Below are 22,450 nucleotides of genomic sequence, written 5' to 3' on the forward strand. Positions count from 1 at the left end.
GGACTTCCTCAGCCCACGGACACCTTGTCGGTGTCCGTATCCGTGTCGGAGACCGCGGCCGTGACCGCCTTCCCGCCCCGCACCCGCTCCTTGACCACGGAGACCGCCACCACGGCCAACGCGACGAGCAAGGACAGCAGAACGGTCGTACGGCCGCTGCTCTCGCCCTTGGTGTCGGTGAGCATGTAGCCGAGGACGAACACGATCAGGGCGATCGTCGCCCAGGTCAGATACGGGTACAGCCACATCTTCACGACGAGCTTCTCGGGCGACTCGCGCTCGATGATCCGGCGCATGCGCAGCTGGGACGCGCAGATGACCAGCCACACGAACAGGGCCACCGCGCCCGAGGAGTTGACCAGGAAGAGGAAGACGGTGTCCGGGAAGGCGTAGTTGAAGAACACGGCGACGAACCCGAAGACGACGGAGGCGATGATCGCCGCCATCGGTACGCCACGGGACGTGGTGCGGGCGAACGCCTTCGGCGCGTCACCGCGGCCGCCGAGCGAGAAGGCCATGCGGGAGGCCGTGTAGAGGCCGGAGTTGAGGCAGGACAGCACCGAGGTCAGCACGATGAAGTTCATGATCTGACCGGCGTGCGCGATGCCCAGGGAGTCGAGGGCGGCGACGTAGGAGCCCTGCGCCTTGATCGACGGGTCGTTCCACGGGAGCAGGCAGACGACGACGAAGATCGAGCCGAGGTAGAAGATGCCGATGCGCCAGATGATGCTGTTGGTCGACTTGGTGACCGCGCGCTGCGGGTCCTCGGACTCACCGGCGGCCAGCGTGGCGATCTCGCTGCCCATGAAGGAGAAGACGACCAGCAGGACACCGGTCAGGATCGCGCCGGGACCGTTCGGCAGGAAGCCGCCGTGGTCGGTGAGATTGCCGAGGCCCGCCTTGTCGGTGTGGGCGCCGGGCAGCACGCCGAAGACCGCCAGCGCGCCGACGACGATGAACGCGCCGATCGCCACGACCTTGATCCCGGCGAACCAGAACTCGAACTCGCCGTAGGAGCCGACCGATACGAGGTTCGTGGCGGTCAGCACCACCATCACGATGAGCGCCCAGCCCCACTGCGGTACGGCCGGTATCCACCCTTCGAGGATCTTGGCGCCGGCGGTCGCCTCGACGGCGAGCACGACGACCCAGAAGAACCAGTACAGCCAGCCGATCGAGAAACCGGCCCAGCGGCCGAGCGCGCGGTCGGCGTGCGCGGAGAACGAGCCGGAGGTGGGGTTCGCGGCCGACATCTCGCCGAGCATGCGCATCACCAGCACCACGAGCGTGCCGACGAGCGCGTAGGAGAGAAGGATGCCGGGTCCCGCGGTCGCGATGCCCGAACTGGAACCGACGAACAGGCCGGCGCCGATGACGCCGCCGATCGCGATCATCGAAAGATGTCGGTTCTTGAGTCCTGCCTGGAGGCCGGAACCAGAAGTCATGGGGGGATTTCCTTTACGCCGGTTGGGATGCCGGTGGGGGGTGCTCGTACGAGCGGCGTACGAGTCGGTCCAGTGAATCGGAGGTAAAGGAATTCCTGAACCTTTGAATCCAGATCGTTACTTGAGGTTTCCTTGAGGTTGCCAGGCGTTGCCTGTATTTAACGTGGTCGGGCCCCGGAGCTGCTTCCCGGAAACAGCCGTGTCACACTCGACGCATGCGCGTGTATCTCGGCTCCGACCATGCGGGCTTCGAACTCAAGAACCACCTCGTCGAGTGGCTCAAGGACGCGGGCCATGAGCCCGTCGACTGCGGGCCCCACATCTTCGACGCCCAGGACGACTACCCGCCCTTCTGCCTCCGCGCCTCCGAGCGCACGGCCGCCGACCCCGAGGCCCTCGGCATCGTCATCGGCGGCTCCGGCAACGGCGAGCAGATCGCGGCGAACAAGGTGAAGGGCGTGCGTGCGGCCCTCGCCTGGAGCGAGGAGACCGCGTCGCTCGGCCGTCAGCACAACAACGCGAACGTCGTCGCGGTCGGTGCGCGGATGCACACGGAGGAGGAGGCGACGAAGTTCGTCGAGATCTTCGTCGGTACGCCGTTCTCCGAGGACCCGCGGCACATTCGCCGCATCGACATGCTGGCGAAGTACGAGGCGACGGGGGAGCTGCCGGAGATTCCGGCGCACCACCCGCAGCAGTAGGCACGCTTTTCAAGGCCCACCCGTCAACTGACCGAGACGGGTGGGCAGGTGGGAAAGGGAGTTCGTCAGGTGCCAGAGGGGCACACGATTCACCGGCTTGCGCTGGACTACGGCGGTCACTTCACCGGCCGAGCCGTACAAGTCACCAGTCCCCAGGGCAAGTTCAGCGACGCCGCCGCGCTGCTGAACGGCACGGAACTCACCCGCACCGAAGCCCACGGCAAGCATCTCTTCCTCGGTTTCCGTGACGGCGAGTGGATCCACATCCACCTCGGTCTGTTCGGCAAGGTCAACTTCGGCGGAGCCCCCGCACCCCCGCCCACCGACACCGTCCGCCTGCGCCTCGCGAACGACACGTCGTACGTCGATCTCCGCGGCCCCACGACCTGCGCCCTGATCACGGACACCGAGAAGCAGGCGATACACGACCGCCTCGGCCCCGACCCCCTGCGCCCGCCGGAGGACACCGACCCGAGCGCGGCGTACCGGCGCATCTCCCGCAGCCGTACGACGATCGCGGCCCTGCTGATGGACCAGAAGGTCATCGCGGGCGTCGGCAACGTCTACCGAGCCGAGGTGCTCTTCCGGCACGGCATCGACCCGTACCGCGCGGGCAAGGACCTCACGCCCGCCGAGTGGGACGCGATCTGGGCCGACCTCGTCGAGCTGATGCGCGAGGGCGTCCGCAACAACCGCATCGACACCGTCCGCCCCGAACACACCCCCGAGGCGATGGGCCGCCCGCCGCGCGTCGACGACCACGGCGGCGAGGTGTACGTCTACCGCAGGGCGAACCGCCCCTGCCACATCTGTGGCGGCGAGATCCGCACCGCCGACCTCGCCGCCCGCAACTTGTTCTGGTGCCCCGACTGCCAGAAGCCGTAGGGCTGTTACGGATGGTCTAGAACCCGTGCGGCAGCCAGGGCGCGACCGTCGACCCGAACGCCAGCGAGGCCTCGGCCAGCGCCCCCGCCCGCAGCTCCCGCACCCGGCCGGCCCCCGCGAGGGACGCCAGGGACACCCCACCGAGATAGGCGGCGCCCAACTCCCGTACGGACAGGGCGAGATCGGCCGGCTCCTCCGTGCGCTTGCAGGAGGCGGTGCCCTTCGCGTCGCCGGTGAGCCGCCAACGCCCCTCGTTCCAGGGGCAGAAGGCGTCCTCGACCTCGAACACGACGTCCACGGGCGCCTGGTAGGCGCGCGCCTCCAGCGCGGCCCCCAGCTCCACCAGCCGTACGTGCAGCGAGTCCACCTGCCGGATACCGCACCGGCGGATGTCGGAGACCAGATGCTGCCAGGCGTCGTCGACGGGACGGCTGCGCAGCGCGATCTTCCGCGTCAGGTCGATGTCGAAGAGGAACCGCCACAGCGCCGCGTACGACGCCGGGTCCAGCGCCTCCAGATCACGCAGCAGGACTGTCCCCTTGGGACCCTGGACGTCCCACTCGGGCTTGACGAAGTACCGCGTGTAGCCGACGACTTCACCGTCCCGCTCGGCGACCACGCACCGCAGCGGCGAGGACCCCTCCCGCTCGCTCTCCGGGTCCAGCAGCGGCAGGTCCTCCCACCCGGGCCGCCGCGCCGTCATCCCCGGCCGCCCGGCCACCAGCCGCGCGTACACCGCCTCGCACTGGTCGCGTACGGCGGCGGGCTCGGCGTAGCGCAGGCGCACGTCGTCCGTCCCCGGCGGCACCGAGAGCCGCACCCGGTCGGTGTCGATCTCGGCGGTCGTCCGCATCGTCGCGGTGCCGTAGCCGAACCGGCCGTAGATCACCGGCTCGGAGGCCGTCAGGACGGCCAGCGGCTCGCCCCAGGACCGTACGTCGTCCAGCTGCCGGCGCATCATCGACGTCAGGATGCCCCGGCGCCGGTGCGTGGCGGCCACGCTGACCATCGTGACGCCGGCCGCGGGCACCGAGGCGCCGCCGGGCACGGTGAGCCGGAAGCTGAACGCGCCCGCCGTCCCCACGCACGCGTCCCCGTCCCAGACGCCGAGGAAGCGGTCGAACTCGGTGAGCCCCTGCCACAGCTCACGCTCCTCGGGCGACTCCGGGACGCCACCAAAAGCGTTGACAAGGTTGTCGTACCAGGTGTTCCACTCGTCCTGGCGCAGTACCCGCAGCTCGGTCGGCTCGGCCGGTGTGTTTCTCGCAACTGTCCCCATGAGCCATGCCTACCAGGGCATTGCGGGACGAGCCAGGGAATTTCCGCCGGGCGCCACCGCGAGGGCCTCCGGTGAAGTTCACTGTGAAGTTGAACCTCGCAGGGGGGACAAGTGGGACCTCCCGTGCCAAGCGGCTGGTCGGATGGATAGGGTCCCGAACTAATGGCAGCAGGACGAGAGCGGCGCGCGGAGGCCGACACGTTCATGGCCCGGTTGAGGAAGCTGGTTCACCGGGTCCGCACCGGCCTGCGCAGAAGTGCCGTCGACTACTTCCGCGGGGACGGCTCGGACTGGGTCGCGCTGGCCGGGCTGCTGATCACGATCCCGGTGATCGTGGCCATGACCCTCGCCAACCCGGTGTGGTGCTCGCCGAACGCGCTGGTCCTCCCGATCGTCGCGGGCGGCCTGCTGCTGCGCCCCGCGAGCCTGCTCGGTCTGTACGCGGCGGCGGCCACCGGCCTGATCGTGGAGTCGGTGAAGCTCGGCCCGTACACCGAGGGCCCGGCGCGGGTGACCCCGGGCGTGGTGCTCGTGGTGGCCGCGTGCGGTTTCTTCGGGCTGCTGATCGCGCAGTTCCGCAGCCGGGTGGGCGTGCCCTGGCGGCGCGGCGGCACCATGCTCTTCGACCTGCGCGAACGGATCAGGGTGCAGAGCAAGCTCCCGCAGCTGCCGCAGGGCTGGCACCGGGAGATGGCGCTGCGGCCGGCGGGCGGCCAGTCGTTCTCCGGGGACTTCGTGGTCGCGGCCCGGACGAACGGTGGTCGGACCATGGAGGTCGTCCTCACCGACGTCTCCGGCAAGGGCATGGACGCGGGCTCACGCGCCCTGCTCCTCTCCGGCGCCTTCGGCGGCCTGCTCGGCTCGCTGCCCCCGCACGCGTTCCTCCCCGCAGCCAACGGCTATCTGCTCCGCCAGGACTGGGACGAGGGCTTCGCGACCTCGATCCACCTCGTCCTGGACCTCGACTCCGGCGACTACGAACTCTTCTCCGCAGGACACCCGCCGGGCCTCCAGCTCAGCGCGGGCAGCGGCCGCTGGGAGGAGAAGGCGGCGGAAGGGCCACTGCTGGGTGTGTACGACGGCGCGCAGTTCGACCCTGTGAAGGGATCGCTGCGGCCCGGGGACGTGTTGATGCTGTTCACAGACGGTCTGGTGGAGACCTCCGACCGGGACATCGTCGAGGGCATCGACCGCCTCACCGGCGAGGCCGACCGCTATGTCGCCGGCGGCTTCCACGGCGCCGCCTGGCACCTGATCGAGGCGGTCGCCAAGGACGTCAACGACGACCGGGCCCTGCTGCTGGTCTGCCGCGAGGGCCCCACGGCGGCCGCACAGGCCCTGCCCCGATGACCGGCTTCCTCACCCCGGCCGAGGTCGAGACCCTCGCCCGCGCCGCCCACGAGGGCCAGACCGACAAGGCGGGCCGCCCCTACGCCGAGCACCTCCAGGCGGTGGCCGAGGGCGTACGCGCGCGTGGCGGCGACGCCGAGCAGATCGCGGCGGCCTGGCTGCACGACTCCGTGGAGGACGACGCACTCACCGAGCGGTGGCTGAGCGAGGCCGCGCTGAGCCGTCGTACGAAGGACATCGTGCTGGCGGTCACCAAGCGGGCGGGGGAGTCCCTGGAGGCGTACGCGGGGCGCGTTCTCGCGACCCCCGGCGCACTCCTCGTGAAGGAGGCGGACCTGGCGCACAACGCGGACCCGGCCCGCCTCGCGGTCCTCGACGAACCGACCCGGAGACGACTGACCGAGAAGTACGCACGGATGCGCGCACTCCTCGGCCTGAGCGTCCCTGACTAGGCGTCCCCGACCAGCGTCCCTGATCAGGCGTCCCTGATCAGGCGTTGACCGTCTCCCGCGCGGCCTGTTGTCCGTGCGGCTGCTCGAACTGCTCGCGGCCGCGGGCCAGTTCGGCCGCGTCGCGCTTGAACGCCCACTCCATGTCCGGCTCGATCACGAAGCGGAACACCCGGCGTACGGGCGGCGTGCACAGCAGGGTGACGGCGGTGACCGCGAGACCGGTCACCAGGGCGACGCCGTACGGCCGGTGCAGCCAGGCGTGGTCGTACAGGCCCGCGTAACCGGCGCCCTTGATCAGGAAGCCGTGCAGCAGATAGCCGTACAGGGTGCCCGCGCCGAGCGCCGTGAACCAGGTCCTCCGGCTCGGCACCCAGGAGTAGAAGCCGGCGGTCAGCAGCAGCGAGCAGCCGAACATCGCGAGCATCATCACGGGCCCGACCCACCAGGGCGCGCCGAACTCCTGCGCGGAGTCGTGGTGGTAGAACCAGCTCGCGTTCATCCGCGGCACCGCCCACCAGCCGAACAGCACCGCGCCCGCGAACACCGGCACGGACAGGATCCGCATCCCACGGCGGCGCACCAGCTGGAAGTGCTCGGGCTTCAGGACCAGGCCGAGCACGAAGTACGGCAGGAACTGCGCCAGCCGCTGCAGATCGAAGTCGTCGGTCATGGCCGGGGTGCAGGACGCGAGCATGGCGATGCCGAGGGCGATCGGCAGCGGGTGGCGGACCAGTTTCCAGATCGGGGTGGTCAGCCGCCAGATGAACAACGCGCAGAGGAACCAGGTCAGATACAGCGGATCGAGGAGCGTGATCCGCTGGTGCGGGTCGTCGTTGGCGTAGCGGCTGAAGAGCGAGTACGCGATCTCGAAGACGATGTACGGCAGCGCGACCCCGGTGAGGAGCCGCTTCAGGCGGGCGGGGCTCATGTCGAAACTGCGGGAGAAATAGCCGGAGATGACGATGAACGCCGGCATGTGGAAGCTGTACACGACCATGTACAGCCCCTGAAGCACCCTGCTGTCGCCCTTCAGGGGCTCCCAGGAGTGCCCGATGGCGACCAACAGGATCGCCAGGTACTTCGCGTTGTCGAAGAACGCGTCACGCGGTTTGGTCTGTTCGTTCTTTTCGTTCTGTTTGCTCTGTTCGTTCTGGCCCGGGGGCGTGTCAGCGTGGAACATCTGAGGCACCCTAGCGTTGCCTGTGGGAATCGGTGAAACCATCGGACGCGCGTCCGGAATCTGTTCACGATGTCACGATTCATCCCGATCAAAAGGCGCAAAAGGGCACACGGGGAAGGTCTGTTCGTGTGCGCATGCCAATAGTGCGAACGAACTGCGAACGCGTCTCTTCCGAACCTTTGCGACCAACGATGCGTCACCCGCCGCATACGTGGGCCGCGTTGGTGGCACGATGGTTCTGGCGGGGTGCGCGGGTTGCGACCCCGGGCCGGGAGTGCGGACCGACCGAGGGTGTGATCAGTTGTGGCCATTTCACTGTCTGTGGTGCTGCTGTTGGCGATCATCCTGGTGGTGTTGATCCGAGGGGGATCGATCAAGGCGGGCCCAGCCATAGTCGCGATCCTCTTCGGCTTCTTCCTCGCCTCGACCGGCATGGCGCCATCCATCAACCGGTTCATAAACTCGCTGGCGGAGACGATCAACTCGATCAGCTTCTGAGATCCGAGATCCGAGATCCCCGATCCGAGATCTACGATCTGCCATCTGATCGGCTTCTGAGTCCTGACCGGGGTCGAGACCCCGGGAACGACTCAGGGCCAGGTCGAGGAGTGATCCTCCGGCCTGGCCCTGAGATGTCTGGAGCGGGCGACGGGAATCGAACCCGCGTAGCTAGTTTGGAAGACTAGTGCTCTACCATTGAGCTACGCCCGCACGCGACGCGCCGCAGGTCAGAAGACCGCGGCACAGAAGGCATCGTAGCGGTTCGGGCGGCCTCCGCGCACACCGCATTCCCCATGCCCCTCCCGGCGCCCCGGCGCTCGCCCCGGCGCTCGTGAAATGCGGCGGCTCCACCGCCTGCGGGCATGTACCCTACGTGTCGCACCAGACGGGGTGTGGCGCAGCTTGGTAGCGCGTCCGCTTTGGGAGCGGAAGGCCGTGGGTTCAAATCCCGCCACCCCGACCACCTGCCGGACCTTCGGGACCGGTACCACCGGACCTCCGGGACCGGTACCACACGAGTACCTCGCCAGATCGCCTTTTGGGGGGTCTCGTCGCTGCGGCTACTATGCAAGCTGCGCGCCCGTGTGTCTCTCACACTCTGAAGTCCTCCGGGCGACCAGAAACCGCCGGACCTGTCTGGGTCCGCAACCCAAGAAGTCAGCCCCCAAGGAGACCGAACCGTGAAGAGCGCCGTGGAGACCCTGAACCCGACCCGGGTTCGGCTCAGCATCGAGGTGCCCTTCGAGGAGCTCAAGGACAGCCTCGACGCGGCGTACAAGAAGATCAACCAGCAGGTCACGGTGAAGGGCTTCCGGAAGGGCAAGATCCCGGCGCGCGTCATCGACCAGCGGTTCGGCCGCGGTGCGGTCCTGGAGGAGGCGGTCAACGACGCGCTTCCGAAGTTCTACACCGAGGCGGTCAACGAGGCGGAGCTCAACCCGCTCGGCCAGCCCGAGGTCGACATCACGGAGCTGAAGGACGGCGAGACGCTGAACTTCACCGCCGAGGTCGACATCCGCCCGACCATCGAGATCCCGGACTACTCGGGCATCGAGGTCGAGGTCGACGCCGTAGAGGTCAGCGAAGAGGACATCGACGAGTCCGTCGAGCAACTCCGCGAGCGCTTCGCGGCGACCTCCCCGGTCGAGCGCGCCGCCGTCGACGGTGACGTCGTCACCCTCGACCTGGAGGCCAAGGTCGACGGCGAGGTCCTCGAGGACGGCGTCGCCGAGGGCGTCTCCTACACCATCGGTTCCGGCGAGCTGCTCGAAGGCATCGACGAGGCCGTGACCGGCCTGGAGGCCGGTGGCGAGGCCACCTTCGCCTCCGAGCTCAAGGGCGGCTCCGCGGCCGGCCAGGAGGCCCAGGTCACCGTCAAGGTCACCCAGGTCGCCGCCCGCGAACTGCCCGCGCTGGACGACGAGTTCGCACAGCTCGCCTCCGAGTTCGACACCCTGGAGGAGCTGCGCGCGGACAGCCGCAAGCGCCTCGAGAACATGAAGCAGTACGACCAGGCCACGCAGGCCCAGGAGCGCGTCCTGGAGAAGCTGCTGGAGCTCGTCGAGGTGCCCGTCCCCGAGAAGCTGCTCGAGGACGAGATCAACACCCGCAAGCACAACCTGGAGCACCACCAGCTCGGTCAGATGGGCCTCGACCTCGAGAAGTACCTCGAGATCCAGGGCAAGACGGCCGAGGAGTTCGACACCGAGACCAAGGACGCCGCGGTCAAGGGCATCAAGACGCAGTTCGTCCTCGACGAGCTCGTCAACAAGGAGAAGCTGAACGTCAACCAGGAGGAGCTCACCGAGCACCTCATGCGGCGCGCGGCCTCCTCCGGCATGTCCCCCGACCAGTTCGCCCAGGCCGTCGTCGAAGGCGGCCAGGTCCCGCTCCTGGTCGGCGAGGTGGCCCGCGGCAAGGCCCTGGCGGTCGTCGTGGAGGCGGCCACGGTCAAGGACACCAACGGCGAGGTCGTGGACCTCGACGACGAGGACGACGAGACGGCGGAGACGGCCACGGAGACGGCTGAGGCCGCTACCGAGGCGTAATTAGCCGAACGAGGGGCCCCGGGGATGCGACAAGCCCCGGGGCCCTTTGTCATACCGTCCACGGGGGCGCCCTGAAGGGGCGCGGGGAACGGCGCGACAAGCCCTCACCGACCCGCAGCCCCGATAACAAGCGCACCCACCCCACCCCAGGGGATTCTGCTCAGGCCAGCGCAGCGCGATGTGCTGACAGCGAACAGTTCCCTTTGCGGGATTCTCCGAAGGGACCCGCGCGTTAGGGTCCATGAATACGAGGGCAGGGGAGTCCCCGTTGCCCCCGGCAGTACACGTGAGACGGCCCGGCGCCGTCGTAAAGACGAGCAGGTGGATACGTGACGAATCTGATGCCTACAGCCGCCGGCGAGCCCTCTATCGGTGGCCTCGGCGACCAGGTCTACAACCGGCTGCTCGGTGAGCGGATCATCTTCCTCGGCCAGGCGGTCGACGACGACATCGCCAACAAGATCACCGCGCAGCTCCTCCTCCTTGCCGCCGACCCCGACAAGGACATCTACCTCTACATCAACAGCCCCGGCGGCTCGATCACGGCCGGCATGGCGATCTACGACACCATGCAGTTCATCAAGAACGACGTGGTGACCATCGCCATGGGCCTCGCCGCCTCCATGGGCCAGTTCCTTCTCAGCGCGGGTACCCCGGGCAAGCGCTTCGCGCTGCCGAACGCCGAGATCCTGATCCACCAGCCCTCCGCCGGCCTGGCCGGTTCGGCCTCCGACATCAAGATCCACGCGGAGCGGCTGCTGCACACCAAGCGGCGCATGGCCGAGCTCACGTCCCAGCACACGGGCCAGAGCATGGAGCAGATCACCCGCGACTCGGACCGCGACCGCTGGTTCGACGCGCTCGAGGCCAAGGAGTACGGCCTCATCGACGACGTGATTCCCACGGCCGCCGGTATGCCGGGCGGCGGCGGTACCGGGGCCTGAGGCCCCAGACAGCCCCCAGCCGACCGCCTCAGCCCCTAGGAGAGAGACAGTGAACGACTTCCCCGGCACCGGCCTGTACGACCGCGCACGCGCCGAATACACGGCCCCCGCCGCCGAGTCCCGTTACGTGATCCCCCGCTTCGTCGAGCGCACCTCGCAGGGCGTCCGTGAGTACGACCCGTACGCGAAGCTCTTCGAGGAGCGCGTGATCTTCCTCGGTGTCCAGATCGACGACGCGTCGGCCAACGACGTCATGGCGCAGCTGCTGTGCCTGGAGTCGATGGACCCCGACCGCGACATCTCGATCTACATCAACAGCCCGGGCGGCTCCTTCACGGCCCTGACTGCGATCTACGACACGATGCAGTTCGTGAAGCCCGACGTCCAGACGGTCTGCATGGGCCAGGCGGCGTCCGCCGCCGCCGTCCTGCTGGCGGCCGGTACGCCGGGCAAGCGCATGGCGCTGCCGAACGCCCGCGTGCTGATCCACCAGCCCTACAGCGAGACCGGCCGGGGCCAGGTCTCCGACCTCGAGATCGCGGCCAACGAGATCCTCCGCATGCGTGCCCAGCTGGAGGACATGCTGGCCAAGCACTCGACCACCCCGCTGGACAAGATCCGCGAGGACATCGAGCGCGACAAGATCCTCACGGCCGAGGACGCCCTGTCGTACGGCCTGATCGACCAGATCATCTCCACCCGGAAGATGAACAACGCCGACGTCCGCTGACCCGGACCCTGTATCGTCCACCACCCCTCGGCACGGTCCACGTGGAAGTGAACCGTGCCAAGGGGGGCCCGAACGGGGGGCCCGGCAAGGTACCGTCGGACATAAGGCAGCACCAGGAGCCGCTGGACCTAGGCGTCTCCCAGGCGAAGGGGAAGCACACCGTGGCACGCATCGGTGACGGCGGCGATCTGCTCAAGTGCTCGTTCTGCGGCAAGAGCCAGAAGCAGGTCAAGAAGCTCATCGCAGGGCCCGGTGTGTACATCTGCGACGAGTGCATCGACCTCTGCAACGAGATCATCGAGGAAGAACTCGCGGAGACGAGCGAGGTCCGCTGGGAGGAACTTCCCAAGCCCCGCGAGATCTACGAGTTCCTCGAGGGGTACGTCGTCGGCCAGGAGTCGGCGAAGAAGGCACTCTCGGTCGCGGTGTACAACCACTACAAGCGCGTCCAGGCAGGTGAGAACGGCGGCGGCCAGAGCCGCGAGGACGCCATCGAGCTGGCGAAGTCCAACATCCTCCTGCTCGGCCCCACGGGCTCGGGCAAGACCCTCCTCGCCCAGACCCTGGCCCGCATGCTGAACGTGCCGTTCGCGATCGCCGACGCAACCGCGCTCACGGAGGCGGGCTATGTCGGCGAGGACGTCGAGAACATCCTGCTGAAGCTCATCCAGGCCGCTGACTACGACGTCAAGAAGGCCGAGACGGGCATCATCTACATCGACGAGATCGACAAGGTGGCTCGCAAGAGCGAGAACCCGTCGATCACTCGTGACGTGTCGGGCGAGGGCGTCCAGCAGGCCCTGCTGAAGATCCTGGAGGGCACGACGGCCTCGGTCCCGCCGCAGGGCGGCCGTAAACACCCCCACCAGGAGTTCATCCAGATCGACACGACGAACGTCCTGTTCATCGTGGGCGGCGCCTTCTCGGGTCTGGAGAAGCTCATCGAGTCCAGGGCCGGCGCCAAGGGCATCGGCTTCGGCGCGACGATCCGCTCCAAGCGGGAGTTGCAGGCCAAGGACCAGTTCGAGGACGTCATGCCCGAGGACCTGGTGAAGTTCGGCATGATCCCCGAGTTCATCGGCCGCCTGCCCGTCATCACCTCGGTCCACAACCTGGACCGCGAGGCCCTGCTCCAGATCCTCATCGAGCCGCGCAACGCACTCGTCAAGCAGTACGAGCGCCTCTTCGAACTCGACGGTGTGGAGCTGGACTTCGAGCGCGAGGCCCTCGAAGCCATCGCCGACCAGGCCATCCTCCGCCAGACCGGCGCCCGCGGCCTGCGCGCCATCATGGAGGAAGTCCTCCAGGGCGTCATGTACGAGGTCCCGTCCCGCAAGGACGTGGCCCGGGTCGTCATCACGGCGGACGTCGTCCTGTCGAACGTCAACCCGACCCTGATCCCGCGCGACGCCCGAGGCCGCGGCCCGGGCGAGCAGAAGACGGCGTAGCCGACAGTCTCCGTACGACACGAAGGGTGCCCGGTCAGTCAACTGACCGGGCGCCCTTCGTAGTTGAGGCCTCCGGGTCGTACCCGAGGCCTCCGGGGCTAGATCTTCACCCGGACTTCCTTGCGCAGCTTGGTGGTCATGTCGACGGCGGTGTCCTTCGACACGTCGGCCGTGTTGTCGCCGGGGGAGACCATGGCGATGGTGCTGTAGTCGGCCCAGGCGCAGAACCAGTCGGTCTGCTGCTTCTTGGTCAACTGGTTGGTCGCCTTGGTCGCCTGGCACTTCATGACCGCGCCGTCGACGTCGACCGACTCGGGCTGCCCGACCAGTTCGCTCCCGCCCGTCGAGCTGCTGCTGGAGGAGTTGCTCTCCTTGACGTCCTTCTGGATGTCCGCGAAGAACGCGTCCAGGGCCTTCTGCGGATCGGCGATCTTGCCGTAGGCGCCGATGACTGAGATGCCCTTGGCCGTGAGCAGCTCGGTCTGGCTGGGCGCGGTGGTGGGGTCGTCCGGGTCGTAACCGCTCAGGTCCGCCGTCGAGTAGGCGCCGAAGACGGCGGTGCCGTTCTTGACGCCGCTCTTCTCCAGGTCCTTCACGGTCGACGAGCCGCTGTCGCTGGTGTCGCCGTCCTTGGTCGCCCGGTTGTAGTCGCCGAGCACCTTCGCCGGCGTCGTCAGCTTGTGGGCACCGTCGTCCGTGAGACCGGACGCCCCGCTGTAGCCGAGGACGAAGTACACGCCCACACCGATGGCGGCCACGACCGCCACCGCGCCGATGATGAGCCCGGTCTTCTTCTTCCCGCCGGGCGCCGGCGGCTGCGGAACGCCGTACGGGGGCTGCCCGTAAGGGGGTTGGCCATACGGCGCCTGCTGGCCGTACGGCGGCTGCGGCTGGCCGTAGGCCCCCTGCGAAGGCTGGGGCTGCTGCGGGTAGCCGTACCCGGGCTGGGCGGGGGGAGCCTGCTGGGGGTAGCCGTAACCGGGCTGGGGGGCGCCCTGCGGCGCCTGCTGGGGAGGCTGCCCGTAAGGACCCGGCTGACCGTACGGACCGGGCTGCTGAGGCTGCCCGCCGTACGGGCCCGGCTGGTTGTAGCTCATTTCTGGGTTCCCCTCCAGATGCTTATGTGATCCCGACATCCTGGCCCAGTCACAGGAAGCGCAGAGCATCGGGGGGCGCACCGTTACAGAACAAACGCGTTTCGGGACACCCCCGCGACACCCCTAAACTGGGCCCGTGACCGAGAACGCTCAGCAGCAGCCACCAGCGCCCGACTCCGAACTGCCGACCCAGTACGCGCCGGCCGATGTAGAGGGGCCGCTGTACGAGCGCTGGGTGGAGCGGGGTTACTTCGAGGCGGACGCGAAGAGCGAGAAGCCGCCGTACACGATCGTCATCCCGCCGCCGAACGTCACGGGCAGCCTGCACCTCGGGCACGCCTTCCAGCACACGCTCATGGACGCGTTGACCCGTCGTAAGCGCATGCAGGGTTACGAGTCGCTGTGGCTGCCGGGCATGGACCACGCGGGCATCGCCACCCAGAACGTCGTCGAGCGCGAGCTCGGCAAGGAGGGCAAGTCCCGGCACGACCTGGGCCGTGAGGCGTTCGTCGAGCGCGTCTGGCAGTGGAAGGACGAGTACGGCGGCAAGATCCTCGGCCAGATGCGCCGGCTCGGCGACGGCGTCGACTGGAGCCGCGAGCGCTTCACCATGGACGAGGGCCTGTCCCAGGCCGTCCAGACCATCTTCAAGCGGCTCTACGACGACGAGTTGATCTACCGCGCCGAGCGCATCATCAACTGGTGCCCGCGCTGTCTCACCGCGATCTCGGACATCGAGGTCGAGTACCAGGACGACGACGGCGAGCTCGTCTCCATGAAGTACGGGGAGGGGGACGACACCATCGTCGTCGCCACCACCCGCGCCGAGACGATGCTCGGCGACACCGCCGTCGCCGTCCACCCGGACGACGAGCGGTACAAGCACCTGGTCGGCCGGCACATCAAGCTGCCGCTCACCGACCGCACCATCCCGGTCGTCGCCGACACCCACGTCGACCCCGAGTTCGGCACCGGCGCGGTCAAGGTGACCCCGGCCCACGACCCGAACGACTTCGCCATCGGCCAGCGGCACGACCTGGAGTCGCTGACCGTCATGGACGAGCGCGGTGTCATCACCGTCCACGGCCCCTTCGAGGGTCTGGACCGCTTCGAAGCCCGCTCCGCGATCGTCGCCGCGCTGCGCGCCGACGGCCGGATCGTCGCCGAGAAGCGGCCGTACGTCCACTCCGTCGGCCACTGCTCGCGCTGCAAGACGACCATCGAGCCGCGGTTGTCCATGCAGTGGTGGGTCAAGGTCGCCCCGCTCGCGAAGGCCGCCGGCGACGCGGTCCGCGACGGCCGCGTCAAGATCCACCCCCAGGAGATGGAGAAGCGCTACTTCGACTGGGTCGACAACCTCCACGACTGGTGTATTTCACGGCAGTTGTGGTGGGGGCACCGCATTCCCGTCTGGTACGGCCCCGACGGCGAGGTCGTCTGCGTCGGCCCCGACGAGGAGCCGCCCAGCGGTGAGGGCTGGACCCAGGACTCCGACGTCCTGGACACCTGGTTCTCGTCCGGTCTGTGGCCCTTCTCGACCCTCGGCTGGCCCGAACAGACCCCGGATCTCAAGAAGTTCTACACAACGGACGTCCTGCTCACCGGCCACGACATCATCTTCTTCTGGGTCGCTCGGATGATGATGTTCGGCCTGTACGCGATGGACGGCGAGGTCCCCTTCAAGACCATCGCGCTGACCGGCCTGGTCCGCGACCAGTTCGGCAAGAAGATGTCCAAGTCCTCGGGCACGGCGGTCGATCCGCTGGACTGGATGAACGCGTACGGCTCCGACGCCGTCCGCTTCACGCTGGCTCGCGGCGCCAACCCCGGCACCGACGTGCCGATCGGCGAGGACTGGGTCCAGGCGTCCCGGAACTTCGCCAACAAGATCTGGAACGCCACGCGCTTCGCGCTGATGAACGGCGCCACGATCGAGGGCGACCTGCCGCCCGCCGAGCAGCTGTCGGCCACGGACCGCTGGATCCTCTCCCGTCTCAACAAGACGGTGTCCCAAGTCGACGCGCTCTACGACGACTTCCAGTTCGCCAAGCTTTCGGATGCCCTCTACCACTTCGCGTGGGACGAAGTCTTCGACTGGTACGTCGAGTTGTCCAAGACGACGTTCATCGCGGGCGGCGAGCCGGCCGAGGTCTCCAAGCGCGTCCTGGGCGAAGTCCTCGACGTCACCCTGAAGTTGCTGCACCCGATCGTCCCGTTCGTCACGGAGACGCTCTGGACCACGCTCACGGGCGGCGAGTCGGTCGTCATCGCGGACTGGCCGAAGGCTGTGCTGGTTCCTGGGGCTGACGCCCCGGGTGGCTTCCGTGACGCACCGGCCGAGAAGGAGATCGAGACCCTCCAGCAGGTCATCACCGAGGTCCGCCGTTTCCGCGCCGACCAGGGCCTCCAGCCCGGCCAGCGCGTCCCGGCCCGCCTCACGCTGGACGGCACGGCACTGGCCCCCCACGAGGCCGCCATCCGTCAACTCCTGCGCCTCCAGCCGGAAGGCGACGACTTCGCGGCGACGGCGACCCTCCCGGTCGGCGGCGCCACGGTCGCCCTCGACCTCTCCGGCACGATCGACGTCGCGGCGGAGCGGAAGCGCCTCGCGAAGGACCTCGCCGCCGCCGAGAAGGAGAAGTCCCAGGCAACGGCCAAACTCGGCAACGAGGCATTCCTGGCCAAGGCCCCGGACAACGTGGTCGACAAGATCCGCGGCCGCCTGTCCAAGGCGGACGAGGACATCGCCCGTATCAAGGCCCAGCTGGAGAGCTTGCCGCAGGCGTAGGGATCCGTAGCCAGGTGAAGGGCCCCGGTGCTTTTTAAGCGCCGGGGCCCTTCATTCCCCAGGGGCGCGGGGAACTGCGCGACCAGCCCCCACCGGGCCCGCAGACGAACGAACCGCCCAACCTCCGTAGACTGACCCACGTGACTGACAGCGACCCGTTCGACGAGATCATCGAGGCCGAGACCGACCGCGACCCCGACCTCGCGGTCATCGAGGCCGGCAGCCGCACCCTACGAGCCCAAGGCACCGGCGCCCCCCAGGCAGACGTCCCCGGCCGCCCGGAAGACCCCGCCCTGGACAAGGCCCTCCGCACCGTAGAGGCCGACCTCGCCACCCGCTGGGGCGAGACCAAGCTGGAGCCCTCGGTCAGCCGTATCGCCGCGCTGATGGACGTCCTGGGCGACCCGCAGCGGTCGTACCCCTCGATCCACATCACCGGCACGAACGGCAAGACATCCACGGCCCGCATGATCGAGGCCCTGCTCGGCGCCTTCGAGCTGCGGACCGGCCGCTACACCTCGCCGCACGTGCAGTCGATCACCGAGCGCATCAGCCTCGACGGCGCCCCGATCTCCGCCGAGCGCTTCATCGAGACGTACGAGGACATCAAGCCGTACGTCGAGATGGTGGATGCCCAGCAGGAGTTCCGGCTGTCGTTCTTCGAGGTGCTGACGGGCATGGCGTACGCCGCGTTCGCGGACGCGCCCGTCGATGTGGCCGTCGTGGAGGTCGGGATGGGCGGGACCTGGGACGCCACGAACGTCATCGACGCCGACGTCGCCGTGGTCACGCCCATCGATCTCGACCACACCGACCGCCTCGGTGGGACGACCGGCGCGATCGCCACCGAGAAGGCCGGGATCATCAAGCAGGACGCGACCGTGATCCTCGCGCAGCAGCCGGTGGACGCGGCGCAGGTGCTGCTGAAGAAGGCCGTCGAGGTGGACGCGACCGTGGCCCGGGAGGGCCTGGAGTTCGGGGTCGTGTCCCGGAGCGTCGCGGTCGGCGGACAGCTCATCAACCTGCGCGGCCTCGGTGGCGAGTACGAGGAGATCTACCTCCCGCTCCACGGCCCGTACCAGGCGCACAACGCGGCCGTCGCCCTCGCCGCCGTGGAAGCCTTCTTCGGTGTCGGTGCCCAGCGGCCCGATCCGCTCGCGATCGACACCGTGCGGAAGGCGTTCGCGTCGGTCACCTCGCCGGGGCGGCTGGAGGTGGTGCGGCGGTCGCCGACCGTTGTGCTGGACGCGGCGCACAACCCGGCGGGCGCCCGTGCAACCGCCGAGGCCGTGGCCGAGGCATTCGACTTCAGTCGGCTGATCGGTGTCATCGGGGCCAGCGGGGACAAGGACGTGCGCGGGCTGCTGGAGGCCTTCGAGCCGATGTTCGCCGAGGTCGTCGTCACGCAGAACTCCAGTCATCGCGCGATGGACGTGGACGAGCTGGCGGGGATCGCCGTCGAGGTGTTCGGCGACGAGCGCGTGCAGGTCGAGCCGCGGTTGCCGGACGCCCTGGAGGCCGCGATCACGCTGGCCGAGGAGGACGGCGAGTTCGCGGGCGGCGGTGTGCTCGTCACCGGTTCCGTCATCACCGTCGGTGAGGCCCGACTGCTCCTGGGGAGGGGCTGACTTCCGTGCGTACGCTCTGTTCTTCGACGCTGATCGGCGAGTTCTTCGTGATCGGTTTCGCCGGGCTCGTGGCCATGAAGGACCCGGATCTGACCACCTCCACCGTGTGGACGGTGTGCGGGATCGCCATGTTCCTGTCCGTCGCGCTGTGCGGCGTGGTGACCCGGCCGGCCGGCATCGTGCTGGGCTGGGCGCTGCAGATCGCGCTGATCGCGTCGGGCTTCGTGGTGCCGTCCATGTTCTTCCTCGGGGTGATCTTCGCGGCCCTGTGGTGGGCCTCGGTCCACTACGGCCGGAAGATCGACGAGGCGAAGGCGCGGTTCGCGGCGCAGGCCGCGCAGGCCGACTCCACTACACCTGACGCTGCGTAATGGACGCATGGACACGCCCTGTAGCCTCGGGCTTGTCGTGAGACGTCCCGCACCATCATGATCCGAAGGAGTCCCCTCGTGACCCAGCGCACCCTCGTCCTGCTCAAGCCCGACGCCGTACGTCGTGGCCTGACCGGCGAGATCATCAGCCGGATCGAGCGCAAGGCCGGCTGGCAGATCACCGCGCTGGAGCTGCGCACCCTGGACCAGGACACCCTGGAGCAGCACTACGGCGAGCACAAGGGCAAGGTCTTCTACGAGCCGCTGGTGGAGTTCATGGCCTCCGGTCCCGTCGTCGCCCTGATCGTCGAGGGCGAGCGGGTCATCGAGGGCGTGCGCCAGCTGGCCGGTCCGACCGACCCGATCGCGGCCGCCCCGGGTTCGATCCGCGGGGACTTCGGGGTCATCGTGCGGGAGAACCTGATCCACGCCTCGGACTCGGAGGAGTCCGCCGAGCGCGAGGTGAAGATCTTCTTCCCGGGACGCGTCTGAATCTCCATCAGTAACCCACATGCCTGACCAGGGACGGCCGCGTTTTTCCGGCCGTCTCTTGGCATATGCGTGCCGATCGGGGGAACGAGTGCCCCCGTTGGGCCGTCTCCACAAGCGAGGCAGCGCCTCACATGCTGACAATGGCGAAGACCCTCGCGCAGTGTTCGTGATGGCGCGTCTACGATGGAAGCCTTCACGTCACAGCACCCACTTCGCCGACCTGAAAAGCCCTCAAAAGCTCCCAGGAAGGCCAGACGAATCCTGATGGGGAACTCAATGTCGTTCATCGGCCGTGACATGGCTGTCGACCTCGGGACCGCCAACACGCTGGTGTACGTCAGGGGTCGCGGGATCGTACTCAACGAGCCGTCCGTCGTCGCGATCAACACCAACACCGGTGGCATTCTCGCGGTCGGCTCCGAAGCCAAGAAGATGATCGGGCGCACGCCCGGCAACATCGTTGCCGTACGTCCGCTGAAGGACGGTGTCATCGCCGACTTCGAGATCACCGAGCGCATGCTCCGCTACTTCATCCTGAAGATCCACAAGCGGCGCTATCTCGCCCGCCCCCGTGTCGTCGTCTGTGTGCCCTCGGGCATCACGGGCGTCGAGCGCCGTGCCGTCATCGAGGCGTCGTCCCAGGCCGGGGCCCGCCAGGTGCACATCATCGAGGAGCCCATGGCCGCGGCCATCGGTTCCGGCCTGCCGGTCCACGAGGCCACGGGCAACATGGTGGTGGACATCGGCGGCGGCACCACGGAGGTCGCGGTCATCTCGCTCGGTGGCATCGTCACCGCCCAGTCCATCCGCGTCGCGGGCGACGAGTTGGACAACGCGATCATCCAGCACATCAAGAAGGAGTACTCGCTCCTCCTGGGTGAGCGGACGGCTGAGCAGATCAAGATCACGATTGGTTCCGCGTACGACCTCGACGATGACCAGCACACCGAAATCCGCGGCCGGGACCTGGTCTCCGGCCTTCCGAAAACCGTCGTCATCTCGGCCGGCGAAGTCCGCAAGGCGATCGAGGAGCCGGTCAACGCGATCGTCGACGCGGTGAAGACGACCCTAGACAAGTGCCCGCCGGAGCTCTCCGGCGACATCATGGACCGCGGAATCGTTCTGACCGGCGGTGGAGCCCTGCTGAAGGGTCTCGACGAGCGGCTGCGCCGGGAGACCGGAATGCCGATCCACATCGCCGAGGATCCGCTGGACAGCGTGGCGCTCGGCTCCGGCAAGTGCGTCGAGGAGTTCGAGGCGCTCCAGCAGGTTCTGGACGCCCAGCCGCGCAGATGACGTAACGCTTCGATTCCGCCGTACTGGATGATCTCCTCTCGTGCGGCGGATCGTTGATACGGAGGCATAGGCTCCGTCATAGGCCTCCATTCACATCTGACGGGGCCTCCGTACACACACCTGCATACCCGAACCTCTGCACATTTCTATGAGGAAGGCACGGCCGCCGCACGTGAGGGACACACGAGAGAGCCGGCTGCTCCTGGTGCTGCTGATCGCCGTAGCGTTCGCGTTGATCACGGTGGACATCCGGGGAGGGCAGGACTCACCGGTCGACGGTGCCCGCCGGGCCGCGGCCACCGTGTTCGGCCCGATCGAGAACGGCGTGTCGTCCGCCGTCGACCCGGTCGGTGACGCGGTCTCCGCGGTCCGCGACTCCGGTGAGCGGCACGACCGGCTCGCCGTCCTGGAGAAGGAGAACGCGGCCCTCAAGGCGAAACTCGGCAGCGACGACCGCAACCGCAGCCGCCTGACCCAGCTCGACAAGATGCTGAAGGTGGCCGGCGAGGGCCAGTACGGCATCAAGGGCGCCCAGGTCATCGCGATAGGAGCCGCCCAGAGCTTCTCCTGGACGATCACCATCGACGTCGGCGCCAACGACGGCATCAAGCGCGACATGACCGTCCTGAACGGCAACGGACTGGTGGGCCGGGTGACGACCGTCGGCCCCGACACCGCCACCGTCCTCCTCGCCAACGACCCCGACTTCACCGTCGGCACCCGGATGGAGGACAGCGACGAACTCGGCTTCGCCTCCGGCGAGGGCGACGGACCGCTGCGCGTCGAACTCCTCAACGGCAAGGCCGAGGTGAAGAAGGGCGACCGGCTCGTCACCTTCGGCTCGCAGGCCGACAAGCCCTTCGTGCCCGGCGTCCCGGTCGGTGTCGTCTCCCGCGTCGACCCCTCCGGCGGCGGCCTGACCCGCACGCTGTACGTCACGCCGTACGTCAACTTCACCAAGCTCGACATCGTCGGCGTGGTCGTGGAGGCCCCGAAGAAGGACCCGCGTGACACGGTCCTGCCGGCGAAGCCCAAGCCGACCCCGATCCCGACGGTGACCGTCACGGTCACCCCGTCCGCGAACGCGCCGGTCGACGGCCAGCAACAGCAGTAGGAGCCCCTCCCCATGCGTGTCAACCGGATCCTGCTCTCCGTGCCGCTGGTCGTCGTCGCCCTCGTGATCCAGGTGAGCGTCCTCGCCCGCCTCCACCTCCCGGGCGCCGTCCCCGACCTGCTGCTCCTCACCGTCCTCGGCCTGGCCATGGTCTACGGCCATGTCGCGGGCGCCCTCATCGGCTTCGGCGCGGGCCTCCTCGCCGACCTGGCCCCGCCCGCCGACCACGCGGCCGGCCGCTACGCGCTCGTGCTGTGCGTCATCGGCTACCTCGCGGGCCTCGCGAAGCCGGAGAACGGCCGCCTGAAGTCGGCGACCGGCCCGATGGCCGTCGTGGTCGCCGCCGCGATCGGCGCCACCCTGCTCTACGCCGGTGTCGGCGCCCTCGTCGGCGACACCGCGGCCCGCCATGTGGGCCTGGGCAGCCTGCTGTTCACGGCCTCCCTGTACGACCTGCTGCTCGCCCCGTTCGTCGTCCCCGGGATCATGGCGCTGGCCCGGCGCGCCGACAACGACCCGCTCGCGGAGACCAACGCCGCCAAGTCGGCCGACATCTCCTCGGGTTGGCTCTCCTCGGGCACCGGCCTGAAGATCGGCGGCCAGCGCGGCGGACTGAGGATGAAGACCGCACGCGCGCGCGTGGCCCGTGCGGGACGTATCAAGGGGGTCAAGAGGCTTTGACCACCGGGGAGTTGGGCCAC

The 22,450-nt window shown here is 68.4% G+C and carries 20 protein-coding genes and 2 tRNA genes; 17 read left to right on the forward strand and 5 right to left on the reverse strand.

Annotated elements, in window-relative coordinates; translation table 11 throughout:
- Window positions 1–8: 8 nt before the first annotated feature.
- A complete protein-coding gene (locus OG714_RS33060) occupies window positions 9–1,445 on the reverse strand; it encodes an amino acid permease (protein ID WP_406126527.1) in 1,437 nt (478 codons plus the stop codon).
- Between the two features lie 215 nt (window positions 1,446–1,660).
- Here OG714_RS33060 and OG714_RS33065 point away from each other — a divergent pair, with 215 nt between their 5' ends.
- Complete coding sequence (locus OG714_RS33065) at window positions 1,661–2,146, forward strand: ribose-5-phosphate isomerase (RefSeq protein WP_406126529.1); 486 nt, start codon at window positions 1,661–1,663, stop codon at window positions 2,144–2,146.
- 69 nt (window positions 2,147–2,215) lie between these two features.
- Entirely contained in the window at window positions 2,216–3,031 is an 816-nt protein-coding gene (locus OG714_RS33070; RefSeq protein WP_406126531.1) for an Fpg/Nei family DNA glycosylase, read from the forward strand.
- 16 nt (window positions 3,032–3,047) lie between these two features.
- Here OG714_RS33070 and OG714_RS33075 read toward each other — a convergent pair whose 3' ends face one another.
- A complete protein-coding gene (locus OG714_RS33075; RefSeq protein WP_406126532.1) occupies window positions 3,048–4,310 on the reverse strand; it encodes a GNAT family N-acetyltransferase in 1,263 nt (420 codons plus the stop codon).
- A 162-nt stretch (window positions 4,311–4,472) separates the two neighbouring features.
- Between OG714_RS33075 and OG714_RS33080 the strand changes: the two genes are divergently transcribed.
- The gene (locus OG714_RS33080) at window positions 4,473–5,660 is read left to right on the forward strand and encodes a PP2C family protein-serine/threonine phosphatase (protein WP_406126533.1); all 1,188 of its coding nucleotides are present in this window, start codon (window positions 4,473–4,475) and stop codon (window positions 5,658–5,660) included.
- Complete coding sequence (locus tag OG714_RS33085) at window positions 5,657–6,112, forward strand: HD domain-containing protein (protein ID WP_406126535.1); 456 nt, start codon at window positions 5,657–5,659, stop codon at window positions 6,110–6,112. Before OG714_RS33080 ends, OG714_RS33085 begins: the two co-directional genes overlap by 4 nt.
- 37 nt (window positions 6,113–6,149) lie before the next feature.
- On the opposite strand, the gene OG714_RS33090 is transcribed toward OG714_RS33085, so the two are convergent.
- Window positions 6,150–7,292 (reverse strand): acyltransferase family protein, encoded by a 1,143-nt coding sequence (locus OG714_RS33090; RefSeq protein ID WP_406126537.1) that lies wholly within the window; start codon window positions 7,290–7,292, stop codon window positions 6,150–6,152.
- A 303-nt stretch (window positions 7,293–7,595) separates the two neighbouring features.
- Between OG714_RS33090 and OG714_RS33095 the strand changes: the two genes are divergently transcribed.
- Window positions 7,596–7,790 (forward strand): hypothetical protein, encoded by a 195-nt coding sequence (locus OG714_RS33095; protein ID WP_026151384.1) that lies wholly within the window; start codon window positions 7,596–7,598, stop codon window positions 7,788–7,790.
- 139 nt (window positions 7,791–7,929) lie between these two features.
- Here the strand turns inward: OG714_RS33095 and OG714_RS33100 are convergent.
- Window positions 7,930–8,003 (reverse strand) — tRNA-Gly (locus tag OG714_RS33100).
- A 176-nt stretch (window positions 8,004–8,179) separates the two neighbouring features.
- Between OG714_RS33100 and OG714_RS33105 the strand changes: the two genes are divergently transcribed.
- From OG714_RS33105 to clpX, 5 genes are all read left to right on the forward strand, one after another.
- Window positions 8,180–8,256, forward strand: a tRNA-Pro gene (locus tag OG714_RS33105).
- A 217-nt stretch (window positions 8,257–8,473) separates the two neighbouring features.
- Entirely contained in the window at window positions 8,474–9,841 is a 1,368-nt protein-coding gene (tig, locus tag OG714_RS33110) for a trigger factor (protein ID WP_406126539.1), read from the forward strand.
- Window positions 9,842–10,182: 341 nt separating this feature from the next.
- The gene (locus tag OG714_RS33115) at window positions 10,183–10,785 is read left to right on the forward strand and encodes an ATP-dependent Clp protease proteolytic subunit (protein WP_406132042.1); all 603 of its coding nucleotides are present in this window, start codon (window positions 10,183–10,185) and stop codon (window positions 10,783–10,785) included.
- A gap of 49 nt (window positions 10,786–10,834) precedes the next feature.
- Entirely contained in the window at window positions 10,835–11,515 is a 681-nt protein-coding gene (locus tag OG714_RS33120; protein WP_323185329.1) for an ATP-dependent Clp protease proteolytic subunit, read from the forward strand.
- Between the two features lie 161 nt (window positions 11,516–11,676).
- Window positions 11,677–12,963: an ATP-dependent Clp protease ATP-binding subunit ClpX gene (gene clpX, locus OG714_RS33125; RefSeq protein WP_033285988.1), complete on the forward strand. Its 1,287-nt coding sequence runs from the start codon at window positions 11,677–11,679 to the stop codon at window positions 12,961–12,963.
- A 98-nt stretch (window positions 12,964–13,061) separates the two neighbouring features.
- On the opposite strand, the gene OG714_RS33130 is transcribed toward clpX, so the two are convergent.
- Window positions 13,062–14,060: a hypothetical protein gene (locus OG714_RS33130; RefSeq protein WP_406126541.1), complete on the reverse strand. Its 999-nt coding sequence runs from the start codon at window positions 14,058–14,060 to the stop codon at window positions 13,062–13,064.
- A gap of 136 nt (window positions 14,061–14,196) precedes the next feature.
- On the opposite strand from OG714_RS33130, the gene OG714_RS33135 reads away from it, so the two are divergent.
- From OG714_RS33135 to mreD, 7 genes are all read left to right on the forward strand, one after another.
- The gene (locus tag OG714_RS33135) at window positions 14,197–16,848 is read left to right on the forward strand and encodes a valine--tRNA ligase (protein WP_406126542.1); all 2,652 of its coding nucleotides are present in this window, start codon (window positions 14,197–14,199) and stop codon (window positions 16,846–16,848) included.
- A 140-nt stretch (window positions 16,849–16,988) separates the two neighbouring features.
- Window positions 16,989–18,476: a bifunctional folylpolyglutamate synthase/dihydrofolate synthase gene (locus OG714_RS33140; protein WP_406126544.1), complete on the forward strand. Its 1,488-nt coding sequence runs from the start codon at window positions 16,989–16,991 to the stop codon at window positions 18,474–18,476.
- 5 nt (window positions 18,477–18,481) lie between these two features.
- Window positions 18,482–18,847, forward strand: a complete 366-nt coding sequence (locus OG714_RS33145) for a DUF4233 domain-containing protein (RefSeq protein WP_406126545.1) — start codon at window positions 18,482–18,484, stop codon at window positions 18,845–18,847.
- A gap of 78 nt (window positions 18,848–18,925) precedes the next feature.
- Window positions 18,926–19,339, forward strand: a complete 414-nt coding sequence (ndk, locus tag OG714_RS33150; RefSeq protein ID WP_327404109.1) for a nucleoside-diphosphate kinase — start codon at window positions 18,926–18,928, stop codon at window positions 19,337–19,339.
- A 276-nt stretch (window positions 19,340–19,615) separates the two neighbouring features.
- Complete coding sequence (locus OG714_RS33155) at window positions 19,616–20,635, forward strand: rod shape-determining protein (RefSeq protein ID WP_019065566.1); 1,020 nt, start codon at window positions 19,616–19,618, stop codon at window positions 20,633–20,635.
- 172 nt (window positions 20,636–20,807) lie between these two features.
- On the forward strand, window positions 20,808–21,749 hold the full coding sequence (mreC, locus tag OG714_RS33160; RefSeq protein ID WP_406126546.1) for a rod shape-determining protein MreC: 942 nt from the start codon (window positions 20,808–20,810) through the stop codon (window positions 21,747–21,749).
- Window positions 21,750–21,761: 12 nt separating this feature from the next.
- Window positions 21,762–22,430 (forward strand): rod shape-determining protein MreD, encoded by a 669-nt coding sequence (gene mreD, locus OG714_RS33165; RefSeq protein WP_405972036.1) that lies wholly within the window; start codon window positions 21,762–21,764, stop codon window positions 22,428–22,430.
- The last annotated feature ends 20 nt before the right edge of the window (window positions 22,431–22,450 follow it).

This window comes from Streptomyces sp. NBC_00989 (genome assembly GCF_045162655.1).
Lineage (GTDB): Bacteria > Actinomycetota > Actinomycetes > Streptomycetales > Streptomycetaceae > Streptomyces.

What these genes read in the sequence shown, in the direction of transcription:
- OG714_RS33060 (WP_406126527.1), bottom strand. Translation starts at nt 1,445, where the DNA reads ATGACTTCTGGTTCCGGCCTCCAGGCAGGACTCAAGAACCGACATCTT.
- OG714_RS33065 (WP_406126529.1), top strand. Translation starts at nt 1,661, where the DNA reads ATGCGCGTGTATCTCGGCTCCGACCATGCGGGCTTCGAACTCAAGAAC.
- OG714_RS33075 (WP_406126532.1), bottom strand. Translation starts at nt 4,310, where the DNA reads ATGGGGACAGTTGCGAGAAACACACCGGCCGAGCCGACCGAGCTGCGG.
- OG714_RS33080 (WP_406126533.1), top strand. Translation starts at nt 4,473, where the DNA reads ATGGCAGCAGGACGAGAGCGGCGCGCGGAGGCCGACACGTTCATGGCC.
- OG714_RS33085 (WP_406126535.1), top strand. Translation starts at nt 5,657, where the DNA reads ATGACCGGCTTCCTCACCCCGGCCGAGGTCGAGACCCTCGCCCGCGCC.
- OG714_RS33090 (WP_406126537.1), bottom strand. Translation starts at nt 7,292, where the DNA reads ATGTTCCACGCTGACACGCCCCCGGGCCAGAACGAACAGAGCAAACAG.
- OG714_RS33115 (WP_406132042.1), top strand. Translation starts at nt 10,183, where the DNA reads ATGCCTACAGCCGCCGGCGAGCCCTCTATCGGTGGCCTCGGCGACCAG.
- OG714_RS33130 (WP_406126541.1), bottom strand. Translation starts at nt 14,060, where the DNA reads ATGAGCTACAACCAGCCGGGCCCGTACGGCGGGCAGCCTCAGCAGCCC.
- OG714_RS33155 (WP_019065566.1), top strand. Translation starts at nt 19,616, where the DNA reads ATGTCGTTCATCGGCCGTGACATGGCTGTCGACCTCGGGACCGCCAAC.
- mreD (WP_405972036.1), top strand. Translation starts at nt 21,762, where the DNA reads ATGCGTGTCAACCGGATCCTGCTCTCCGTGCCGCTGGTCGTCGTCGCC.